Below are 20,304 nucleotides of genomic sequence, written 5' to 3'. Positions count from 1 at the left end.
GGGAATTGCATACTCGCCTCATTCCGAACTCCGTGGTAATTGTCCATGCGACTGACTACAAAAGGCCGATACGCCGTGACCGCCATGCTTGACCTGGCGTTACACGCGCAGCACGGGCCCGTGTCCCTGGCCGATATCTCCGAGCGCCAAGGCATCTCCCTGTCCTACCTCGAACAGCTTTTCGCCAAGCTGCGCCGCAGCAATCTGGTGTCCAGCGTGCGTGGTCCGGGTGGTGGCTACCAATTGTCCCGCGACATGCAGGGCATCCAGGTCGCCCAGGTGATCGATGCGGTGAACGAATCGGTCGATGCAACCAAATGCCAGGGCCAGGGTGATTGCCATCAAGGCGACACCTGTCTGACCCACCACTTGTGGTGCGATCTGAGCCTGCAAATTCACGAATTTCTGAGCGGTATCAGCTTGGCTGACCTTGTGACTCGCCGTGAGGTGCAAGAAGTAGCCCAGCGTCAGGACCAGCGCCGTTGCAACAGCAAGGCGCCACGCCTGGACAAGATTGAAGCGTCCGCCGTCGAATGACAGCCAAAGAGCTAGCGGCACGCCAGCCAGCCTGATTTAGGAGATAGTCCATGAAATTGCCGATTTACCTTGATTACTCTGCGACCACCCCGGTTGATCCGCGTGTTGCGCAAAAAATGAGTGAATGCCTGCTGGTCGACGGAAACTTCGGTAACCCGGCGTCCCGTTCCCACGTGTTCGGCTGGAAAGCTGAAGAGTCCGTTGAAAACGCTCGTCGTCAGGTCGCTGACCTGGTCAACGCCGACCCGCGTGAAATCGTCTGGACTTCCGGTGCCACCGAATCCGACAACCTGGCAATCAAGGGTGCGGCACATTTCTATGCCACCAAAGGCAAGCACCTGATCACCACCAAGATTGAGCACAAGGCTGTCCTGGACACCATGCGCCAACTGGAGCGTGAAGGCTTCGAAGTGACCTACATCGAGCCTCGTACCGATGGCCTGGTGACTCCGGAGATGATCGAAGCCGAACTGCGCGACGACACCATCCTGGTTTCGGTCATGCACGTGAACAACGAAATCGGCACCGTCAACGACATCGCAGCGATCGGCGAACTGCTCCGTTCCAAGGGCATCCTGTTCCACGTCGACGCCGCTCAGTCCACCGGCAAGGTCGAGATCGACCTGCAGAAGCTGAAAGTCGACATGATGTCGTTCTCCGCCCACAAGACCTATGGTCCTAAAGGCATCGGCGCCCTGTACGTAAGCCGCAAGCCGCGCGTGCGTATCGAAGCGACCATGCACGGTGGTGGCCACGAGCGCGGCATGCGTTCCGGCACCCTGGCGACCCACCAGATCGTCGGCATGGGTGAAGCTTTCCGCGTAGCCAAGGAAGACATGGCTGCCGAGAATGCGCGCATCAAGGCGTTGAGCGACCGTTTCTACAAGCAGGTCGAGCACCTGGAAGAGCTGTACGTCAACGGCAGCATGACCGCCCGCGTTCCGCACAACCTGAACCTGAGCTTCAACTACGTTGAAGGCGAGTCGCTGATCATGGCGCTCAAGGATCTGGCGGTTTCGTCCGGTTCGGCCTGCACCTCGGCGTCCCTTGAGCCTTCGTACGTACTGCGCGCCCTGGGCCGCAACGACGAACTGGCACACAGTTCGATCCGCTTCACCTTCGGCCGTTTCACCACCGAAGAAGAAATCGATTACGCCGCGCAGAAAGTCTGCGAGGCCGTTACCAAGCTGCGCGCTTTGTCGCCGCTGTGGGACATGTACAAAGACGGCGTCGATATCTCGAAGATCGAGTGGGCGGCACACTAAACAAAGAAGCCGCCGGATACGGGTCCTGTAGCAGCGCGGCGGTCCACGCAGCGTAACTACAGGGTCTCAAGAGCGGCCCTGATGAGTGAGGATTGAGAATCATGGCTTACAGCGAAAAGGTCATCGACCACTACGAAAACCCGCGCAACGTCGGCAAGATGGACGCGGAAGATCCTGATGTCGGCACCGGCATGGTCGGTGCTCCGGCGTGCGGCGACGTGATGCGCCTGCAGATCAAGGTCAACGAAGCCGGCATCATCGAAGATGCCAAGTTCAAGACTTACGGCTGCGGTTCGGCTATCGCTTCCAGCTCCCTCGCCACCGAGTGGATGAAGGGCAAGACCCTGGACGAAGCGGAAACCATCAAGAACACCCAGCTGGCTGAAGAACTGGCCCTGCCGCCAGTGAAAATCCACTGCTCGGTACTCGCTGAAGACGCCATCAAGGCGGCTGTTCGCGATTACAAGCAGAAGAAAGGCTTGATCTGATTTTCGAGTTTTGGCGACGAGTAAGGAGTCACCGATGGCTATCAGCATGACAGAAGCGGCTGCTCGACACGTGCGGCGCTCCCTCGACGGGCGCGGCAAAGGTGAAGGGATTCGTCTGGGTGTTCGCACCACAGGCTGTTCCGGCCTTGCCTACGTGCTGGAGTTTGTCGACGAGGTGGTTGCAGAGGACCAGGTGTTCGAGAGTCACGGCGAGAAAGTGATCATCGACCCGAAGAGCCTGGCCTACCTGGACGGCACCGAGCTCGATTTCGTCAAGGAAGGGTTGAACGAAGGCTTCAAGTTCAACAACCCCAACGTACGCGGTGAATGTGGCTGCGGCGAAAGCTTCAACATCTGAGGCTTGTCGTGGGTACTCCTTGTCATTTCGCTTTATTTGAGCTGCAACCGAGTTTCGATCTGGACCTCGATCAGCTGGCTACGCGCTACCGTGAGTTGGCGCGCGGCGTTCATCCGGACCGTTTTGCTGACGCTTCCGAGCGTGAGCAGCGGTTGGCGCTGGAACAATCCGCGAGCCTCAACGAGGCCTACCAGACGCTCAAGAGTCCACCCAAGCGCGCGCGTTACCTGCTCGCCTTGAATGGTGGCGAGCTGCCGCTGGAGGTCACGGTGCATGATCCGGAGTTCCTGCTGCAGCAGATGGAGTTGCGCGAAGAGCTCGAAGACCTGCAGGACAGCGCCGACCTGAATGGCGTTGCCGTCTTCAAGCGCCGCCTCAAGGCTGCCCAGGATGAACTGAACCAAAGCTTCGCAGCTTGCTGGAACGATGCCGCGCACCGTGAACGGGCCGAACGCCTGATGCGGCGCATGCAGTTCCTCGACAAGCTCACCTACGAAGTGCGCCAGTTAGAAGAGCGCCTCGACGATTAACCCAGTGCCGCTCCGGTCGCACGCCTGATATACAGATAAGTCCTGATAACGATGGCCCTACTGCAGATCGCCGAACCCGGCCAAAGTCCTCAACCGCACCAGCGTCGTCTGGCTGTGGGGATCGACTTGGGCACTACCAATTCGCTGGTCGCTGCATTGCGCAGTGGACTTTCCGAGCCTCTGGCTGACGCAGAAGGGCGGGTCATCCTGCCGTCTGCCGTGCGCTACCACGCCGATCGCGTCGAAGTTGGCGAATCCGCCAAGCTGGCCGCCGCCACCGATCCTTTGAACACCGTGCTGTCGGTCAAGCGCTTGATGGGTCGTGGTCTGTCCGACGTCAAGCAATTGGGCGATCAACTGCCGTACCGCTTTGTCGGTGGCGAATCGCACATGCCGTTCATCGAGACGATCCAGGGCCCGAAAAGCCCGGTGGAAGTCTCCGCCGACATCCTCAAGGTCCTGCGTCAGCGTGCTGAAGCGACCCTGGGCGGTGAGCTGGTGGGTGCGGTGATCACCGTTCCGGCCTATTTCGACGACGCTCAACGTCAAGCCACCAAGGACGCGGCCAAGCTGGCCGGTCTGAACGTGTTGCGCTTGCTCAATGAGCCGACCGCGGCAGCCGTGGCTTACGGTCTGGACCAGCACGCCGAAGGCCTGGTCGCGATTTACGACCTGGGCGGCGGCACCTTCGATATTTCGATTCTGCGCCTGACCGGCGGTGTCTTCGAAGTGTTGGCCACTGGCGGCGACAGCGCCCTGGGTGGCGATGACTTCGACCACGCGATTGCCGGCTGGATCATTGAGGGCGCCGGTTTGTCGGCCGACCTTGATCCGGGCGCGCAGCGTCAACTGCTGCAGACTGCCTGTGCCGCCAAAGAAGCGCTGACCAGTGCCTCGTCGGTCGAAGTGGCGCATGGCGCCTGGAAAGCCGAACTGACCCGTGAAGCCTTTGATGCGTTGATCGAGCCGATGGTCGCGCGAAGCCTGAAGGCCTGCCGCCGCGCGGTGCGTGATTCCGGTGTCGAGCTGGAAGACGTGCATGCCGTGGTCATGGTCGGTGGTTCGACTCGCGTGCCTCGCGTTCGTGAAGCTGTCGCCGAAGCCTTCGGTCGCCAGCCGCTGACTGAAATCGATCCGGATCAAGTGGTGGCCATCGGTGCCGCGATCCAGGCCGATACCCTGGCCGGCAACAAGCGCGATGGCGATGAGCTGCTGCTGCTCGACGTGATTCCGTTGTCCCTGGGGCTGGAAACCATGGGTGGCCTGATGGAGAAGGTGATTCCACGCAACACCACCATCCCCGTCGCTCGTGCCCAGGACTTCACCACTTACAAAGACGGCCAGTCGGCCATGGCCATCCACGTATTGCAGGGCGAGCGCGAGCTGATCAGCGACTGCCGCTCCCTGGCGCGCTTTGAGCTGCGTGGCATTCCAGCGATGGTGGCCGGCGCAGCGAAGATTCGCGTGACCTTCCAGGTCGATGCCGATGGCTTGCTCAGTGTGTCCGCCCGCGAACTGGGTTCGGGCGTCGAAGCCAGCATCCAGGTCAAGCCGTCCTACGGTCTGACCGACGGCGAAATCGCCAAGATGCTCAAGGATTCGTTCCAGCACGCCAACGACGACAAGGTTGCCCGCGTACTGCGTGAGCAGCAGGTCGATGCCCAGCGCCTGATCGAAGCGGTGCAGGCTGCCCTGGAGGCCGACGGCGACCGACTGCTCGACGCCGACGAGCGCATGGTCATCGACCTGCAGGTGAAGGAACTGACCGAACTGATGAAAGGTACCGATGGTTACGCCATCGAGCAGCAGACCAAGCGTCTGTCGCAAGTGACCGACGCCTTTGCTGCCCGCCGCCTGGACTCGACGGTGAAAGCCGCGCTGGCGGGGCGCAACCTGAATGAGATTGAGGAATAACGATGCCGCAGGTCATTTTTCTGCCACACGAGAAGTTTTGCCCCGAAGGCATGGTTGTTGAGGCTGAGACGGGTATTTCCATCCTCGAACTGGCCCACGAGCACCACATCGAGATGGAAAGTGCCTGTGGCGGCGTTTGTGCCTGCACCACTTGCCACTGCATCATCCGCGAGGGTTTCGACTCGCTGGAAGAGGCTGACGAGCTGGAAGAGGACTACCTTGATAAGGCTTGGGGTCTTGAGCGCGAGTCCCGTCTGGGGTGCCAGGCCAAGGTCGGTACCGAAGACCTGACCGTCGAGATTCCGAAGTATTCGCTCAACCATGCGGCCGAAGCACCGCACTGATTCAAGGATCTGAAATGAGTCTGAAATGGGTTGATGTGCTGGAAATCGCGATCCAGTTGGCTGAAAGCAAGCCTGAGGTGGACCCGCGTTACGTGAACTTCGTCGATCTGCACCAATGGGTGCTGGCATTGCCGGAGTTCAGCGATGATCCGACCCGCGGCGGCGAGAAAGTGCTTGAAGCCATTCAGGCCGCCTGGATCGAAGAGGCAGACTGAGTCTGTCGAGCAGGTTAGGCAATACCCGAGAACCCGCGTATAATTCGCGGGTTTAATTTTTCGTAAATTACCGTTTCTGGAGTTACACCATGGCTGTTCAACGTACTTTCTCCATCATCAAGCCTGACGCCGTTGCTAAAAACGTTATCGGCGAGATCACCACTCGTTTCGAAAAAGCTGGCCTGCGCGTTGTAGCTTCGAAACTGAAGCAACTGTCCAAAGCCGAAGCTGAAGGCTTCTACGCTGAGCACAGCGCTCGTGGTTTCTTCAACGACCTGGTTGCTTTCATGATCTCCGGTCCGGTTGTCGTTCAGGTTCTGGAAGGCGAAAACGCTATCGCTCTGAACCGTGAGCTGATGGGCGCTACCAACCCTAAAGAAGCTGCTGCCGGCACCATCCGCGCTGACTTCGCTGATTCCATCGACGCCAACGCCGTACACGGTTCGGACTCCGAAGCCGCTGCCGCTCGCGAAATCTCGTACTTCTTCGCAGCTACTGAAGTAACCACTCGCTAAGCATTGGCTTAAGAGTGAAGGTGAATCCATGACTACATCGACTGTAAAAACTAACCTGCTGGGTCTGACCCAGCTGGAAATGGAAAAATTCTTCGACTCAATCGGGGAGAAGCGTTTCCGTGCCGGTCAGGTAATGAAATGGATTCACCACTTTGGTGTCGATGATTTCGATGCCATGACGAACGTCAGCAAGGCCTTGCGCGAAAAGCTCAAGGCTGTTGCTGAGGTCCGTGGTCCGGAAGTGGTCAGCGAGGACATCTCCAGCGACGGCACCCGCAAGTGGGTGGTGCGCGTGGCGTCCGGCAGCTGCGTCGAGACCGTTTACATTCCCCAGGGCAAGCGCGGCACCTTGTGCGTTTCGTCCCAGGCAGGCTGTGCCCTGGATTGCAGTTTCTGCTCCACCGGCAAGCAAGGCTTCAACAGCAACCTCACCGCCGCCGAAGTCATCGGGCAGGTGTGGATTGCCAACAAATCCTTTGGCAGCGTCCCGGCAACCGTCGACCGTGCCATCACCAACGTGGTGATGATGGGCATGGGTGAGCCGCTGCTGAACTTCGACAACGTCGTCGCGGCCATGCATTTGATGATGGACGACCTGGGCTACGGCATTTCCAAGCGCCGTGTGACCCTGTCGACCTCCGGCGTGGTGCCGATGATCGATGAGCTCTCCAAGCACATCGACGTCTCCCTGGCGCTGTCCCTGCACGCACCGAATGACGCATTGCGTAACCAATTGGTGCCGATCAACAAGAAGTATCCGCTTAAGATGCTCCTCGAGTCGTGCCAGCGCTACATGTCGAATCTCGGCGAAAAGCGCGTGCTGACCATCGAGTACACCTTGCTCAAAGATATCAACGACAAGGTCGAGCACGCCGTGGAGATGATCGAGCTGCTCAAGAACATCCCGTGCAAGATCAACCTGATCCCGTTCAACCCGTTCCCGCACTCCGGTTACGAGCGCCCGAGCAACAACGCCATTCGTCGTTTCCAGGATCAGCTTCATCATGCCGGTTTCAACGTCACCGTCCGCACCACCCGTGGTGAAGACATCGATGCGGCCTGTGGTCAATTGGTAGGGCAGGTGCTGGATCGCACCCGTCGCAGCGAACGTTATATCGCCGTGCGTGAACTCAACGCCGACAACGATGTAGCGCAAGACGCCGCGAAATAACCAAGAGAGGATCTCTATGTCCCTGCGCTTTGCGCTGCTGTTGCTGTTGGCCAGCCTGTGTGCTGGCTGCGTGCTTTCGGGTGATTACAACCCGATGAAGACCAGCAAGGGCCGTGATGAAGCGCGTGAGGCCTATGTGCAACTTGGTATCGGGTATTTGCAACAAGGCATGACCGAACGCGCCAAGGTTCCGTTGAAGAAAGCATTGGAGCTGGATGGCTCCGACCCTGATGCCAACGCGGCGCTGGGGCTGGTGTTCCAGGCCGAGATGGAACCGGAACTTGCCGACGAGCATTTTCGCAAGGCGCTGGCTTCCCGTCCCGCCGATGCACGAATCCTCAATAACTACGGCAGTTTCCTGTTCGAGCAGAAGCGTTACAACGAAGCCTACGAGCGCTTTGAACAGGCCGCTGCCGATACCCTGTATCCTGAGCGTTCGCGGGTGTTCGAGAACCTGGGCATGACCGCAGCGATGCTCGGTCAGCGCGATCTGTCCCGGCAGCAACTGGAAAAAGCCCTGCGCCTGAACCGCCAACAACCACGTGCATTGCTGGAAATGGCTGAGTTGTCTTACGAAGACAGGCATTATGTGCCTGCGCGTGACTATTACGACCGTTTTAGCCAGCTCTCGGAGCAAAATGCACGTAGTCTATTGCTCGGCGTTCGGCTGGCAAAAGTGTTCGAAGACCGCGACAAGGCCGCAAGTGCAGGCCTGCAACTAAAAAGACTCTATCCCGGTACGCCGGAATATCAGCAATACCTGTCGGAGCAATGATGAAAGCGGCGCATCCCGAAGTTGTAGCAGCGAATCGCGTAAACCCCGGTGAGACTTTGCGCCAGGCCCGCGAAAGCAATGGCTGGTCGCTGGCCGAAGTGGCCCTCAAGCTCAACCTCACCACCACTTCCTTGAGCAATCTGGAAGCCGGCGCCTTCGACAAGCTGCCCGGGCATACTTTTGCCCGCGGTTACATTCGCGCCTATGCCAAATTGCTCGGCATGGACCAGGCCGTTCTGGTCCAGCAATTCGATCAATCCACCGGTACCGACTCCCAGGGCAGCAATGTTCACAGCCTGGGCCGTATTGAAGAGCCGGTCCGGGTTTCCCACACCATTTTGCGAATCGTCAGCCTGCTGTTGCTGGTCGCGGTGATCGGTGGCGGTTTCGTCTGGTGGCAGGATCAGACCTCGATGCGCACCAAGGACCTGATCGGTCTGGCACCAGAGCACGTAGAAGTCGAAGGCGCCGACGGTACGACACAGATTCACCCGCTGGACGAGCCGGAAGACCAGGCCGTCGTGGAAGGTCAGAGCGAAGGCGTAACCGCCCTCGCGCTGCCACAGGCCGACGCTCCGGCTGAAGCACCAGAGCAGGCTCAGGCGACTACGCCAGCCGCCCCGGTAGCGCCGACCACGCCAGCCGCACCCGCGCCCGTTGTCGCAGCGCCGGTTTCTCCGGCAGCTCCGGCTCCGGCAGCTCCTGCCGTCCCGGCTCCGGTGGCGACTGCACCGGTAGCCCCTGTCGCTCCTGCTCCAGCGGCAGCCGCGCCGGTGGCCGGCCAAGGCCAGGTTCAGGTGCAGTTCACCTCCGATTGCTGGACACAAGTGACCGACGGTAGCGGCAAGGTGCTGTTCAGCGGTCTCAAACGCAAAGGCGACAGCCTGGCAATCAATGGCAAACCACCGTTTGCCGTGCGTCTGGGCTTTGCCCGTGGCGCTCAGGTCAGCTACAACGGCCAGCCGGTTGATGTCGCTCCGTTCACCAGTGGCGAGACTGCTCGCCTGAAGTTGGGTCAATAAGTCATGCACGGCGAATCTCCAATCAAACGTCGCGAATCCCGCAAAATCTGGGTCGGTAACGTGCCTGTTGGCGGCGATGCGCCTATCGCTGTGCAGAGCATGACCAACAGCGACACCAACGATGTTGCGGCCACCGTCGCGCAGATCAATCGCCTGGAAGCGGCCGGTGTCGATATCGTGCGGGTCTCCGTACCGGACATGGACGCTGCCGAAGCCTTCGGCAAGATCAAGCAGCTGGTCAAAGTACCCTTGGTTGCCGACATCCACTTCGACTACCGGATCGCTTTGCGCGTAGCCGAACTGGGTGTCGATTGCCTGCGGATCAACCCGGGCAACATCGGTCGCGAAGACCGCGTGCGTGCGGTGGTGGATGCCGCCCGTGACCGCGGGATCCCGATCCGTATCGGCGTGAACGCCGGTTCCCTGGAAAAAGACCTGCAAAAGAAATACGGCGAGCCGACCCCGGCGGCGCTGGTCGAGTCTGCCTTGCGCCACGTCGAGCACCTTGAGCGCCTGAACTTCCAGGACTTCAAGGTCAGCGTGAAAGCCTCCGATGTGTTCATGGCCGTCGAAGCCTACCGCTTGCTGGCCAAGGAAATCGTCCAGCCGTTGCACCTGGGCATCACCGAAGCCGGTGGTTTGCGTTCCGGCACGGTGAAATCTGCCGTGGGCCTCGGTATGCTGCTCGCCGAAGGGATTGGCGATACTATCCGCATCTCGTTGGCGGCCGACCCGGTCGAGGAAGTGAAAGTCGGCTACGACATTCTCAAATCCCTGCACCTGCGTTCCCGTGGCATCAACTTCATCGCCTGCCCGAGCTGCTCGCGGCAGAACTTCGATGTGGTCAAGACCATGAACGAGCTGGAAGGGCGCCTCGAGGATTTGCTGGTGCCGCTGGATGTCGCGGTTATCGGTTGCGTGGTCAATGGCCCGGGCGAAGCCAAGGAAGCCCATATCGGCTTGACCGGCGGCACGCCGAACCTGATTTACATCGACGGCAAGCCGTCGCAGAAGCTGACGAATGACAATCTGGTGGATGAGCTTGAACGCTTGATCCGCCAGAAAGCGGCCGAAAAGGTCGAAGCTGACGCTGCAGTCATTGCGCGCGGCTGAGTCCGACTAACGAGCCGCATGAATTTAAGGATTTAAAGTGAGCAAGTCTCTGCAAGCCATTCGTGGCATGAACGACATCCTGCCCGAACAGACTCCCCTGTGGCGTCATTTTGAAGGCACCGTTTCGCGCCTGCTGGATAACTACGGTTACAAGCAGATCCGCATGCCGATCGTCGAGTTCACCGAACTGTTCAAGCGTTCCATCGGTGAAGTGACCGACATCGTCGAAAAAGAGATGTACACCTTCGACGACCGTAACGGCGACTCCCTGACCCTGCGCCCTGAAGGCACGGCGGCCTGTGTGCGCGCGGTGCTGGAGCACGGCATCACCGGCGGCGGCCAGGTTCAGAAACTCTGGTACATCGGTCCGATGTTCCGCCACGAGCGTCCGCAAAAAGGCCGTTATCGCCAGTTCCACCAGATCGGTGTCGAAGTGTTCAACCTCGACGGTCCGGACATCGACGCCGAGTTGATCGTGCTGACCTGGCGCCTGTGGGGCGAACTGGGCATCCGCGATGCGGTCAAGCTCGAGCTCAACAGCCTGGGCACCAGCGAGTCTCGCGGTCGTTATCGCGAAGCACTGGTCGAGTTCCTGTCCCGGCATCTGGACAAGCTGGACGAAGACAGCCAGCGCCGCCTGAAGACCAACCCGTTGCGGGTCCTGGACACCAAGAACGCCGAGACGCAGGCGATTCTGGTCGATGCGCCGAAAATGGCCGACTACCTCGACGAAGAATCCCGCGTGCATTTCGAGGGCCTCAAGGCTCGTCTGGACGCCGCCGGCATTCCTTATGTGATCAACCCGAAGCTGGTTCGCGGGCTGGACTACTACAGCAAGACCGTTTTCGAATGGGTCACCGACAAACTTGGCGCCCAGGGCACCGTGTGTGCCGGTGGCCGTTACGACGGTCTGGTGGAGCAGATGGGCGGCAAGCCGACCGCCGGCGTTGGCTTTGCCATGGGCATCGAACGCCTGGTGCTGTTGCTCGAAACCCTGGAGCAGATCCCGCAAGAGATCTCCCGTCAGGTCGACGTCTACCTCTGCGCCTTCGGTGAAGCCGCCGAACTGGCCGGCCTGACCCTGGCAGAGCGCGTGCGTGACCAGTTGCCCAACCTGCGCCTGCAAGTGAATGCCGGCGCAGGCAGTTTCAAAAGCCAGTTCAAGAAGGCCGACAAGAGCGGCGCGCTGTACGCGCTGATCCTCGGTGACGACGAAATGGCCCAGCAAGTGGTAGGTTTCAAACCCCTGCGTGGCCAGGGCGAACAACAAAGCATTGCCTGGGATGCGCTTGCAGCACACCTGGCCACCTGCGTCGTGCAGGGTTGAAGCTGTCTTAACAGCCGAATTAGCGATTAAGGAGTATTGGGGTGTCGAGTACCGAAGACGAACATTTGATGGAATTGAAGGAATGGTGGTCACGCAACGGTAAGCCCCTGGTCACTGGCGGCCTGTTGGCGCTGGTCATCGTGTTCGGCTGGCAGGCGTTCCAGAAGTATCAGAGCAATCAGTCGCAAGGCGCCTCGATTCTCTATCAGCAATTGCTCGAAACCACGCTGACGCCTGACGGCAAGCCTGATGCGGCCCGTGTTTCGGACCTGGCCGGCAAGCTCAACAGCGAGTTCGGCGGCAGCGCCTATGCGCAGTACGGCAGCCTGTTCGTGGCCAAGGTAGCGGTCGACAGCGGCAAGCTGGACGACGCGGTCACCGAGCTCAAGGCCATTGTCGCCAAACCGGCCAACCCGGCGCTGGGCGAAATCGCCCGTCAGCGTCTGGCCCAGGTACTCGGCGCGCAAAACAAGGCCGACGAAGCACTGAAGCTGCTCGAAGGCGATGCCGACAAGGCATTCCTGGCCACTCGCGAAGAGCTCAAGGGTGACCTGCTGGTGCAGCTGGGTCGTACCGACGAGGCGAGCGCGGCGTATCAAAAAGCCAAGGCGGCACTGTCGGATGAAGCGGCGGTCGGTGGCCTGCAAATCAAGCTGGACGACCTGGCCAAAGGGGATGCGTGACGTGATTCGTTGGAAACATGCAGCATTGCTGGCCCTGGCCATTTTGGCCGCGGGTTGCAGCAGCAACAGCAAAAAAGAACTGCCTCCGGCCGAGCTGGTCGACTTCAAGGAAGAAGTGGTTCTGCACAAGCAGTGGAGTCGTTCGATCGGTGACGGTCAGGGCGAAACCTACAACATGCTGGTTCCGGCCATCGATGGCGATACCATCTATGCCGCCGACGTCACTGGCGTGTTGATGGCGATGGACCGCAACACCGGCGACGTCAAATGGAAGAAAGACCTCGAGTTGCCTGTTTCCGGCGCCGTTGGCGTAGGTTACGGTCTGGTCACCATTGGTACGATCAAGGGTGAAATCGTTGCCCTGGACGCGATCAACGGTGAAGAAAAGTGGCGCGCTCGCGTGTCCAGCGAAGTACTGGCGCCGCCAGCCAACAACGGTGACGTCGTGGTGGTTCAGACCCAGGACGATCGTCTGATCGGCCTGGATGCCTCCACCGGTGACCGTCGTTGGATCTATGACAGCACGCCTGCGGTACTGACCCTGCGTGGCACCAGTGCGCCGATCGTGACCAACCGCCTCGCGGTGGCTGGCCTGTCGACCGGTAAAGTGGTTGCCGTGGACATCTCCAACGGCGTACCGGTGTGGGAACAGCGCGTAGCGATCCCGCAAGGTCGTTCGGAGCTGGAGCGCGTGGTCGACATCGACGGTGGCTTGCTGCTGTCGGGCGAGACGCTGTATGTCGCCAGCTATCAGGGGCGCGTTGCTGCTCTGGACCTGCAAAGCGGCCGTCAGCTCTGGCAGCGTGATGCTTCCAGCTATGCCGGTGTCGCCCAGGGTTTCGGTACCGTTTATGTGACCCTGTCTTCGGGCACCGTTGAAGGCGTCGACGAGCGTTCCACCACAGCCTTGTGGAGCAACGACTCGCTGGCCCGCCGTCAACTGTCGGCTCCGGAAGTGTTCTCCAGCTACGTTGCAGTCGGTGACCTGGAAGGTTACCTGCACCTGCTGAGTCAGGTGGACGGTCGTTTCGTCGGCCGCGAGCGCATCGACAGCGACGGCCTGCGTGCCCGTCCGCTGGTGGTGGGTGACACGATTTATGTGTATGGCAACAGCGGCAAACTGGAAGCCCTGACCATTAAGTAAAGGTTTGACTATGCTTGGGGTTAACCCCCCAGGCTGCTTCACCGTTTGTAAGAGTGTAGGAGCGAGCTTGCTCGCGATGGACGTCAACGATTACGTTGGCAATCTGGTTAAACGCGGTGTCTTTGCGTTTTTCGCGAGCAAGCTCGCTCCTACAAAAAAGCACACGGTGATTGCCCCGAGCACCAGCCGCTGCCTCGCAGCGGCTTTTGTATTTTCTGAAATAACGAAGTGGAGAGCCGCATGGTTCCCGTAATCGCCCTGGTGGGCCGACCGAACGTCGGCAAGTCCACCTTGTTCAACCGCCTGACCAGGACTCGTGACGCCATCGTCGGCGACTTGTCCGGTCTGACCCGTGATCGCCAGTACGGTGAGGCCAAGTGGCAAGGGCGTTCCTACATTCTGATCGACACCGGCGGTATCTCCGGTGACGAGCACGGTATGGACGAAAAAATGGCCGAGCAGTCGCTGCTGGCCATTGAAGAAGCGGATGTCGTTCTGTTCCTGGTAGATGCCAAGGCCGGTTTCACCGCCGCCGACCAGATGATCGCCGAGCATTTGCGCAAACGTAACAAGCGTTCCCATGTGGTGGCCAACAAGGTCGACAACATCGACCCGGAAATGGCCCGCGCCGAATTCGCCCCGTTGGGTATGGGCCACGCGATCCCGATCGCCGGTGCCCACGGCCGTGGTATCACCCAGTTGCTGGAAATCGCACTGAGTGACTTCCCGAAAGACGAAGACGAGCTGGAAGAAGGCGAGGAAGAAGATGTAGCCGAAGGCGAGGAAGCCAAGCGCATTCCTGGCCCAAGCGAAAAAGACGGGATCAAGATCGCCATCATCGGCCGTCCGAACGTTGGCAAGTCGACCCTGGTCAACCGCATGCTCGGGGAAGATCGGGTAATCGTCTACGACCAACCCGGCACCACCCGCGACAGTATCTACATCCCGTTCGAGCGTAACGACGAGAAGTACACGCTGATCGACACCGCCGGTGTGCGCAAGCGCGGCAAGATCCACGAAGAAGTCGAAAAGTTCTCCGTGGTCAAAACCCTGCAAGCGATCAAAGACGCCAACGTGGTGATCTTCGTGATGGACGCCCGCGAAGGCGTGGTGGATCACGACCTCAACCTGCTGGGCTTTGCCCTTGAGGCCGGTCGTGCATTGGTCATCGCGATCAACAAGTGGGACGGCATGACGCCGAGCGAGCGCGACTTCGTCAAGATCGAGCTGCAGCGTCGTCTGTTTTTCGTCGAGTTTGCCGATATTCACTTTATCTCGGCACTGCACGGCACCGGCGTGGGCAACCTCTACGCGTCGGTACAGAACTCGTTCAAGTCCGCGGTTACCCGTTGGCCGACCAGTCGCCTGACCCAGATCCTGGAAGACGCGGTCAGCGAGCACCAGCCGCCGATGGTCAACAGCCGCCGGATCAAGCTGCGTTATGCTCACCTTGGTGGCGCGAACCCGCCGATCATCGTGATCCACGGCAACCAGATCGAGAAGGTGCCGAAGTCCTACGTGCGTTACCTGGAAAACACCTACCGCCGTGTGCTGAAGCTGGTCGGTACGCCGATCCGCATCGAGTTCAAGGGTGGCGAGAACCCGTACGAAGGCAACAAGAACACGCTCACCGACCGTCAGGTCAACAAGAAGCGTCGCTTGATGTCGCACCACAAGAAGGCCGACAAGAAGCGTCGCGACAAGCGCTGATCGAGGTTTTTCCCGTGGGATGGAAAGGGCGCCAATGGCGCCCTTTTTCATGCCTGCCGTTTGGGCTATCCTCGGACTCCCCCGCGCCGCCGTAGAGCCGGGTGTAGAGCAGGGAACCACCGATGATCACCAGCAAGCTGCCGAATGTCGGCATCACTATCTTCACTCAGATGTCTCAGCTCGCGGCTCAGACCGGCGCGCTCAATCTGTCCCAGGGTTTTCCCGATTTCGCGGCCCCGCAGGCCCTGTGCGATGCGGTCGGCCGGCATATCGCCAACGGCCATAACCAGTATTCGCCAATGACCGGGCTGCCGGTGTTGCGTCAGCAGATCGCGGCGAAGATCGCCCGCAGTTATGGCGCGCAGGTGGATGTGGATACTGAAGTGACGGTCACCCCCGGCGCGACCGAGGCGATTTTCTGTGCCATTCAGGCGGTTATCCACAGCGGTGACGAAGTCATTGTGTTTGACCCGGCATACGACAGCTACGAACCTTCGGTGGAGCTGGCAGGCGGCCGTTGCGTGCATGTGCAACTGGGCCTGAACGATTTCAGTATCGACTTCGAGAAGCTTGCTCAGGCACTGAGCCCGCGCACGCGGATGATCATTCTCAACACCCCGCACAACCCTAGCGGTGCGTTGATCAGCCGTGACGAACTCGACCAGTTGGCGACGTTAATCCGTGATCGCGATATCTATGTGATCAGCGACGAAGTCTACGAGCACCTGGTGTATGACGGCGTGCCTCACGTCAGCGTGCTGGCCCATGAAGAGCTGTATCAGCGTGCATTCGTGGTCAGTTCGTTCGGCAAGACCTACCACGTCACCGGCTGGAAAACCGGTTATGTGATCGCACCGCCGGCCCTGACGGCGGAATTGCGCAAGGTGCACCAGTACGTCAATTTCTGTGGTGTGACGCCGCTGCAATATGCCTTGGCCGATTTTATGGCCGAGCATCCCGAGCACGTCGAAGAGCTGCCTGCTTTCTATCAGGCCAAGCGTGATCTGTTCTGCGATCTGCTGGCGCCGTCGCGTTTCAGTTTCACCCGGGTGACCGGCACCTATTTCCAGTTGGTCGATTACTCGCAGATCCGCCCGGACCTCAATGACGTCGAGATGGCCCTGTGGATGACTCGCGAGCACGGCGTGGCCAGTATCCCGATCTCGGTGTTCTACCAGACGCCACCGGTCGGCCAGCGCCTGGTGCGGCTGTGCTTTGCCAAGCGTGAGGAGACCCTGCGTGAAGCGGCGGAAAAACTATGCGTGATCTGAGTGCATTGCCGAAACTGACCGTTGCGCTGATCCAGACGTCCCTGGCCTGGCACGACCGCCAGGCCAACCTTGAGCATTTCGAGCCGTTGCTGGAGCAGGCTCGCGGCGCCGACCTGATCATTCTGCCGGAGATGTTCACCACCGGTTTTTCCATGGAGTCGGAAGCCCTCGCCGAAGCGGAAAACGGGCCTACCAGTAAATGGTTGCGGGCTCAGGCTTTGAGGCTTGATGCGGTGATCACCGGTAGCGTGATCGTCCAGGCCGCCGACGGCAGTCATCGCAATCGTCTGTTGTGGGCCCGCCCGGATGGCGAGGTGTGGCATTACGACAAGCGTCATCTGTTCCGCATGGCCGGTGAGCATAACCACTACACCCCCGGCGAGCGCCAGGTGCAGTTCGAGCTCAAGGGCTGGCGAGTACGGCCGCTGATTTGCTACGACCTGCGCTTCCCGGTGTGGAGCCGCGACGCCCAGGACACCGACCTGCTGCTGTACACGGCGAACTGGCCCGGTGCGCGGCGCCAGCACTGGAACCGCTTGCTGCCGGCGCGGGCGATCGAGAACCTGTGCTATGTGGCGGCGGTGAACCGTATTGGCACGGATGGCAAAGGTTTTGCGTATACCGGTGACAGCCAGGTCCTGGATTTCCAGGGCGAGACGCTGCTCAGTGCCGGAGAGGCTGACGGGGTGTTCAAGGTGGTGCTGGATGCGGCGGAACTGGCGGCGTATCGCACGCGGTTTCCGGCGAATCTGGATGCCGATACCTTCGAGTTCACCTGAAATCTTTACTGTCTGACAGGGCCTCATCGCGAGCAAGCTCGCTCCCACAGTGACCGCGTTCACACCGATCAAATGTGGGAGCGAGCTTGCTCGCGATGGGGCCGGGACAAGCAACACAAAAACAGGCAGGCAAACAAAAAGGCCCCAAGGTTCGCACCTTGAGGCCTTTTGCATTTCAGCGATGGGTTACGCCGCTTTCGCTTCCGGCTGGCTCAGCGAGCGGTTCAGTGCGCTGAACAGGGCCTTGAAGCTGGCGGTGGTGATGTTTTCGTCGATGCCGACGCCATGCACCGCGCGTTCGCCGTTCACTCGCAGTTCAATGTAGGCCGCAGCCTTGGCATTGGTGCCAGCGCCGATGGCGTGCTCGTTGTAATCCATGATTTCCACCGGTACCGGCAAGCCGGCCACCAGCGCCTCCAGGGCGCCGTTGCCCTTGCCGCGCCAGTGCAGGTTAGTCTCGCCCTGGCCTTGGCTGGCCACTTCCACTTCGACGGCGCTGTGACCGTTTTCTTCCTGCAGGCGATGGCTGACCAGCGCGTACGGGGTGTTGGCCTGCAAGTACTCGCTGTGCAGCAATGCGTGGATCTGCTGGGCGGTCATTTCCAGGCCCAGGCGGTCGGTTTCACGCTGCACGACCTGGCTGAACTCGATCTGCATGCGACGCGGCAGGCTGATGCCGTATTCCTGTTCCAGCAGGTAGGCGATACCGCCCTTGCCCGACTGGCTGTTGACGCGGATGACCGCCTCGTAGCTGCGGCCGATGTCGGCCGGGTCGATCGGCAGGTACGGTACTTCCCACAGTGCGTCCGGTTTCTGCTGGGCAAAGCCCTTGCGGATCGCATCCTGGTGCGAGCCGGAGAACGCGGTATGCACCAGGTCGCCGACGTACGGGTGACGCGGGTGCACCTGGATCTGGTTGCACTCTTCGACGACTTTGCGCACGCCGTCGATGTCGGAGAAGTCCAGCTCAGGGTTCACGCCCTGGGTGTAGAGGTTCAACGCCACGGTCACGAGGTCGACGTTACCGGTACGCTCGCCGTTGCCGAACAGGCAGCCTTCGACACGGTCGGCGCCAGCCATCAGGCCCAGTTCGGTGGCGGCAACGCCGGTGCCACGGTCGTTGTGGGTGTGCAGGCTGATGATCACGCTGTCACGACGGTTGATGTGACGGCCAAACCATTCGATCTGGTCGGCATAGATGTTCGGCGTCGCGCATTCCACCGTGGCCGGCAGGTTGAGGATCATCTTGTGCTCGGGCGTCGGGTTCCAGACTTCGATCACCGCGTCGCAGACTTCCTTGGCGAACTCCATTTCGGTGGCGCTGAAGGTTTCCGGCGAGTATTCGAAGGTCCACTCGGTATCCGGCTGCATGGCCGCGTATTTGACGAACAGCTTGGCGGCGTTCACGGCGATGGCCTTGACCCCGTCCTTGTCCTGGTTGAAGACAATGCGGCGGAAGGAAGGGGAGGTCGCGTTGTACAGGTGAACGATGGCTTTCTTCGCGCCGCGCAGGGATTCGAAGGTGCGCTCGATCAGGTCTTCACGGCCCTGGGTCAGCACCTGGATGGTGGTGTCGTCCGGGATGTGGTTGCCTTCGATCAGGGTGCGGACGAAGTCGAAGTCGGTTTGCGAGGCGGCCGGGAACGACGCTTCGATTTCCTTCACGCCGACCTGCACCAGGGTTTTCCAGAAACGCAGCTTCTTGACGGCGTCCATCGGTTCGATCAGCGACTGGTTGCCGTCGCGCAGGTCGGAGCTGCACCAGATCGGCGCGGCGGTGATGGTTTTCGACGGCCAGGTGCGGTCCGGAATGTCGATGGTCGGGAACGCGCGGTATTTCGAAGACGGGTCTTTGAGCATGCTCATCAGGAAATCCTTATTGTGTTGGCCGAAAAAAGGCGGCCTGCCGGTGGATCAAAAGTTCTTGGACTAACGCTTGGGACGAGGCACCACGATTCAGCCCGGCAGTCGTGCACTGACGAGGCACAGGCTGCGGTGCTGGCGGAGCTGAATGAGGGTGTGAGAGGTTTTCATGTCTTCAACCCTAACCTTGGGGGGGAAAGATGGCAAGCAGTCGAAAAAAATTGAGAGGAATACTCGTGGGCGGGTATTTATCGAGATTTTATTGCTGTGATTGGCAGTGATTGTTTTGTTGTTTGCGCGAGGTTTGAGTGGTGCGCAATTGATGATGTGACACTGCCGGACTGCTTTCGGTGTCTGTGATATTGCCATCGCGAACAAGCTCGCTCCCACAGGTACAGCGCAAACCCTGTGGGAGCGAGCTTGCTCGCGATGAGGCCATCAGCCTCAACAAAAAGCTAGGGCTGAAACGCACCAATGAAGATAGCCGGATCGACCCGCGCATCGTTCAGGCTGATGTTCCAGTGCATGTGCGGTCCGGTCGCGCGGCCGGTCGCGCCGACTTTGCCGACCACGTCACCACGGGCCAGTGGCTGCCCCACCTTCACGTCGATTTTCGACATGTGGCAGAACATGCTGATAAAGCCCTGGCCATGGTCGACGAACACCGTGTTGCCATTGAAGAAATAGTTGCCGATCAGGATCACCTTGCCGGCGGCGGGGGTCTTGATTGGCGTACCGCCGGGTACGGCGAAGTCCAAGCCTGAGTGGGGGTTGCGCTCTTCACCGTTGAAAAAGCGCCGCACGCCGAACTTGCTCGACAGCGGTCCGTTCACCGGTTTGTCCAGCAGCAGGTTGCTCGGGGTGTTGGGGCTGAACGTGCGGTAGGCAGTAATCTGCTCAGCCAGTTCACGCTCGATGCGCTTGAGATTTTCCGGGTCCGGATTGACCTGTTGGGTGTTCTTCAGGGTGATGCGCTGTTCCGGGTATTTCTTGTTGCCAACCGTAAAATTCAGATTTCGGCCGCCGCTGCTGACCGATTGAACCCCCGGCTTGACCGTCAGCGGCAGGCCGACAATGGCCAGCCAGTTGTTCTGTTCCTTCACTACCAGCACCGGTTTGCCTTGATAAGTGGCTTTTGGCGCCTGGGCGGACGTGCCAAGGTCCACCACCGCAACGCCTCCCGGCACCGGTTTGTTCAACTGGCGAGTAATGTAGCTGTCGGCATGGGCGTTGAAGGTCAGGAGCAGCAACAGCAACGGAGCAAAGAAACGCGGCATGGA

Annotated in this window: 21 protein-coding genes; 19 read left to right on the top strand and 2 right to left on the bottom strand. The window is 60.0% G+C overall.

Features of this window, described 5'->3' with window-relative positions; all coding sequences use genetic code 11:
* Positions 1 to 45 precede the first annotated feature (45 nt).
* The 19 genes from iscR to ABIE16_RS06290 all read left to right on the top strand — a co-directional run bounded on the left by iscR (position 46) and on the right by ABIE16_RS06290 (position 17,161).
* Positions 46 to 537: a Fe-S cluster assembly transcriptional regulator IscR gene (gene iscR, locus ABIE16_RS06380; RefSeq protein ID WP_007903581.1), complete on the top strand. Its 492-nt coding sequence runs from the start codon at positions 46 to 48 to the stop codon at positions 535 to 537.
* Between the two features lie 50 nt (positions 538 to 587).
* Positions 588 to 1,802 carry an IscS subfamily cysteine desulfurase gene (locus ABIE16_RS06375; RefSeq protein ID WP_057716303.1) on the top strand — a complete coding sequence of 405 codons (1,215 nt, stop codon included), beginning with the start codon at positions 588 to 590 and terminating at the stop codon, positions 1,800 to 1,802.
* Positions 1,803 to 1,903: 101 nt separating this feature from the next.
* The gene (gene iscU / locus ABIE16_RS06370) at positions 1,904 to 2,290 is read left to right on the top strand and encodes a Fe-S cluster assembly scaffold IscU (RefSeq protein ID WP_028620148.1); all 387 of its coding nucleotides are present in this window, start codon (positions 1,904 to 1,906) and stop codon (positions 2,288 to 2,290) included.
* Between the two features lie 34 nt (positions 2,291 to 2,324).
* Positions 2,325 to 2,648 carry an iron-sulfur cluster assembly protein IscA gene (gene iscA, locus ABIE16_RS06365; RefSeq protein ID WP_003227904.1) on the top strand — a complete coding sequence of 108 codons (324 nt, stop codon included), beginning with the start codon at positions 2,325 to 2,327 and terminating at the stop codon, positions 2,646 to 2,648.
* 8 nt (positions 2,649 to 2,656) lie between these two features.
* Positions 2,657 to 3,178, top strand: a complete 522-nt coding sequence (gene hscB, locus ABIE16_RS06360) for a co-chaperone HscB (protein ID WP_057716302.1) — start codon at positions 2,657 to 2,659, stop codon at positions 3,176 to 3,178.
* Between the two features lie 51 nt (positions 3,179 to 3,229).
* Positions 3,230 to 5,092: a Fe-S protein assembly chaperone HscA gene (hscA, locus tag ABIE16_RS06355; RefSeq protein ID WP_429520733.1), complete on the top strand. Its 1,863-nt coding sequence runs from the start codon at positions 3,230 to 3,232 to the stop codon at positions 5,090 to 5,092.
* Positions 5,093 to 5,094: 2 nt separating this feature from the next.
* Complete coding sequence (fdx, locus tag ABIE16_RS06350; protein ID WP_007998670.1) at positions 5,095 to 5,436, top strand: ISC system 2Fe-2S type ferredoxin; 342 nt, start codon at positions 5,095 to 5,097, stop codon at positions 5,434 to 5,436.
* Between the two features lie 14 nt (positions 5,437 to 5,450).
* Positions 5,451 to 5,651, top strand: coding sequence for a Fe-S cluster assembly protein IscX (gene iscX / locus ABIE16_RS06345; protein ID WP_008070969.1), 201 nt, complete (start codon positions 5,451 to 5,453; stop codon positions 5,649 to 5,651).
* Between the two features lie 89 nt (positions 5,652 to 5,740).
* On the top strand, positions 5,741 to 6,166 hold the full coding sequence (gene ndk, locus ABIE16_RS06340; protein WP_007903599.1) for a nucleoside-diphosphate kinase: 426 nt from the start codon (positions 5,741 to 5,743) through the stop codon (positions 6,164 to 6,166).
* A gap of 28 nt (positions 6,167 to 6,194) precedes the next feature.
* Entirely contained in the window at positions 6,195 to 7,337 is a 1,143-nt protein-coding gene (gene rlmN, locus ABIE16_RS06335; protein WP_057716300.1) for a 23S rRNA (adenine(2503)-C(2))-methyltransferase RlmN, read from the top strand.
* Positions 7,338 to 7,353: 16 nt separating this feature from the next.
* A complete protein-coding gene (gene pilW / locus ABIE16_RS06330; RefSeq protein ID WP_057716299.1) occupies positions 7,354 to 8,112 on the top strand; it encodes a type IV pilus biogenesis/stability protein PilW in 759 nt (252 codons plus the stop codon).
* A complete protein-coding gene (locus ABIE16_RS06325; RefSeq protein WP_429520732.1) occupies positions 8,112 to 9,134 on the top strand; it encodes a RodZ domain-containing protein in 1,023 nt (340 codons plus the stop codon). Before pilW ends, ABIE16_RS06325 begins: the two co-directional genes overlap by 1 nt.
* 3 nt (positions 9,135 to 9,137) lie before the next feature.
* The gene (gene ispG / locus ABIE16_RS06320) at positions 9,138 to 10,247 is read left to right on the top strand and encodes a flavodoxin-dependent (E)-4-hydroxy-3-methylbut-2-enyl-diphosphate synthase (RefSeq protein WP_003185136.1); all 1,110 of its coding nucleotides are present in this window, start codon (positions 9,138 to 9,140) and stop codon (positions 10,245 to 10,247) included.
* A 37-nt stretch (positions 10,248 to 10,284) separates the two neighbouring features.
* Positions 10,285 to 11,574 (top strand): histidine--tRNA ligase, encoded by a 1,290-nt coding sequence (gene hisS / locus ABIE16_RS06315; protein ID WP_008053247.1) that lies wholly within the window; start codon positions 10,285 to 10,287, stop codon positions 11,572 to 11,574.
* 41 nt (positions 11,575 to 11,615) lie between these two features.
* Positions 11,616 to 12,257 carry a tetratricopeptide repeat protein gene (locus ABIE16_RS06310; RefSeq protein ID WP_057716297.1) on the top strand — a complete coding sequence of 214 codons (642 nt, stop codon included), beginning with the start codon at positions 11,616 to 11,618 and terminating at the stop codon, positions 12,255 to 12,257.
* Positions 12,250 to 13,401 carry an outer membrane protein assembly factor BamB gene (bamB, locus tag ABIE16_RS06305; protein ID WP_057716296.1) on the top strand — a complete coding sequence of 384 codons (1,152 nt, stop codon included), beginning with the start codon at positions 12,250 to 12,252 and terminating at the stop codon, positions 13,399 to 13,401. Before ABIE16_RS06310 ends, bamB begins: the two co-directional genes overlap by 8 nt.
* Positions 13,402 to 13,641: 240 nt before the next feature.
* Entirely contained in the window at positions 13,642 to 15,111 is a 1,470-nt protein-coding gene (der, locus tag ABIE16_RS06300) for a ribosome biogenesis GTPase Der (protein ID WP_057716294.1), read from the top strand.
* A gap of 122 nt (positions 15,112 to 15,233) precedes the next feature.
* Positions 15,234 to 16,382 carry a pyridoxal phosphate-dependent aminotransferase gene (locus ABIE16_RS06295; RefSeq protein ID WP_429520731.1) on the top strand — a complete coding sequence of 383 codons (1,149 nt, stop codon included), beginning with the start codon at positions 15,234 to 15,236 and terminating at the stop codon, positions 16,380 to 16,382.
* A complete protein-coding gene (locus ABIE16_RS06290; protein WP_057716292.1) occupies positions 16,370 to 17,161 on the top strand; it encodes an amidohydrolase in 792 nt (263 codons plus the stop codon). The genes ABIE16_RS06295 and ABIE16_RS06290 overlap by 13 nt, the downstream gene beginning before the upstream one ends.
* A 186-nt stretch (positions 17,162 to 17,347) precedes the next feature.
* Here the strand turns inward: ABIE16_RS06290 and leuA are convergent, their stop codons facing one another.
* Positions 17,348 to 19,027 carry a 2-isopropylmalate synthase gene (gene leuA, locus ABIE16_RS06285; RefSeq protein WP_057716291.1) on the bottom strand — a complete coding sequence of 560 codons (1,680 nt, stop codon included), beginning with the start codon at positions 19,025 to 19,027 and terminating at the stop codon, positions 17,348 to 17,350.
* A gap of 452 nt (positions 19,028 to 19,479) precedes the next feature.
* Entirely contained in the window at positions 19,480 to 20,301 is an 822-nt protein-coding gene (locus ABIE16_RS06280) for a peptidoglycan DD-metalloendopeptidase family protein (protein WP_102670186.1), read from the bottom strand.
* Positions 20,302 to 20,304 lie beyond the last annotated feature (3 nt).

The organism is Pseudomonas sp. 2725 (assembly GCF_050434585.1).
GTDB lineage: Bacteria > Pseudomonadota > Gammaproteobacteria > Pseudomonadales > Pseudomonadaceae > Aquipseudomonas > Aquipseudomonas jessenii.
The sequence above is the reverse complement of the archived record's forward strand: the minus strand, read 5'-3'. Positions and strand labels throughout refer to the sequence as shown.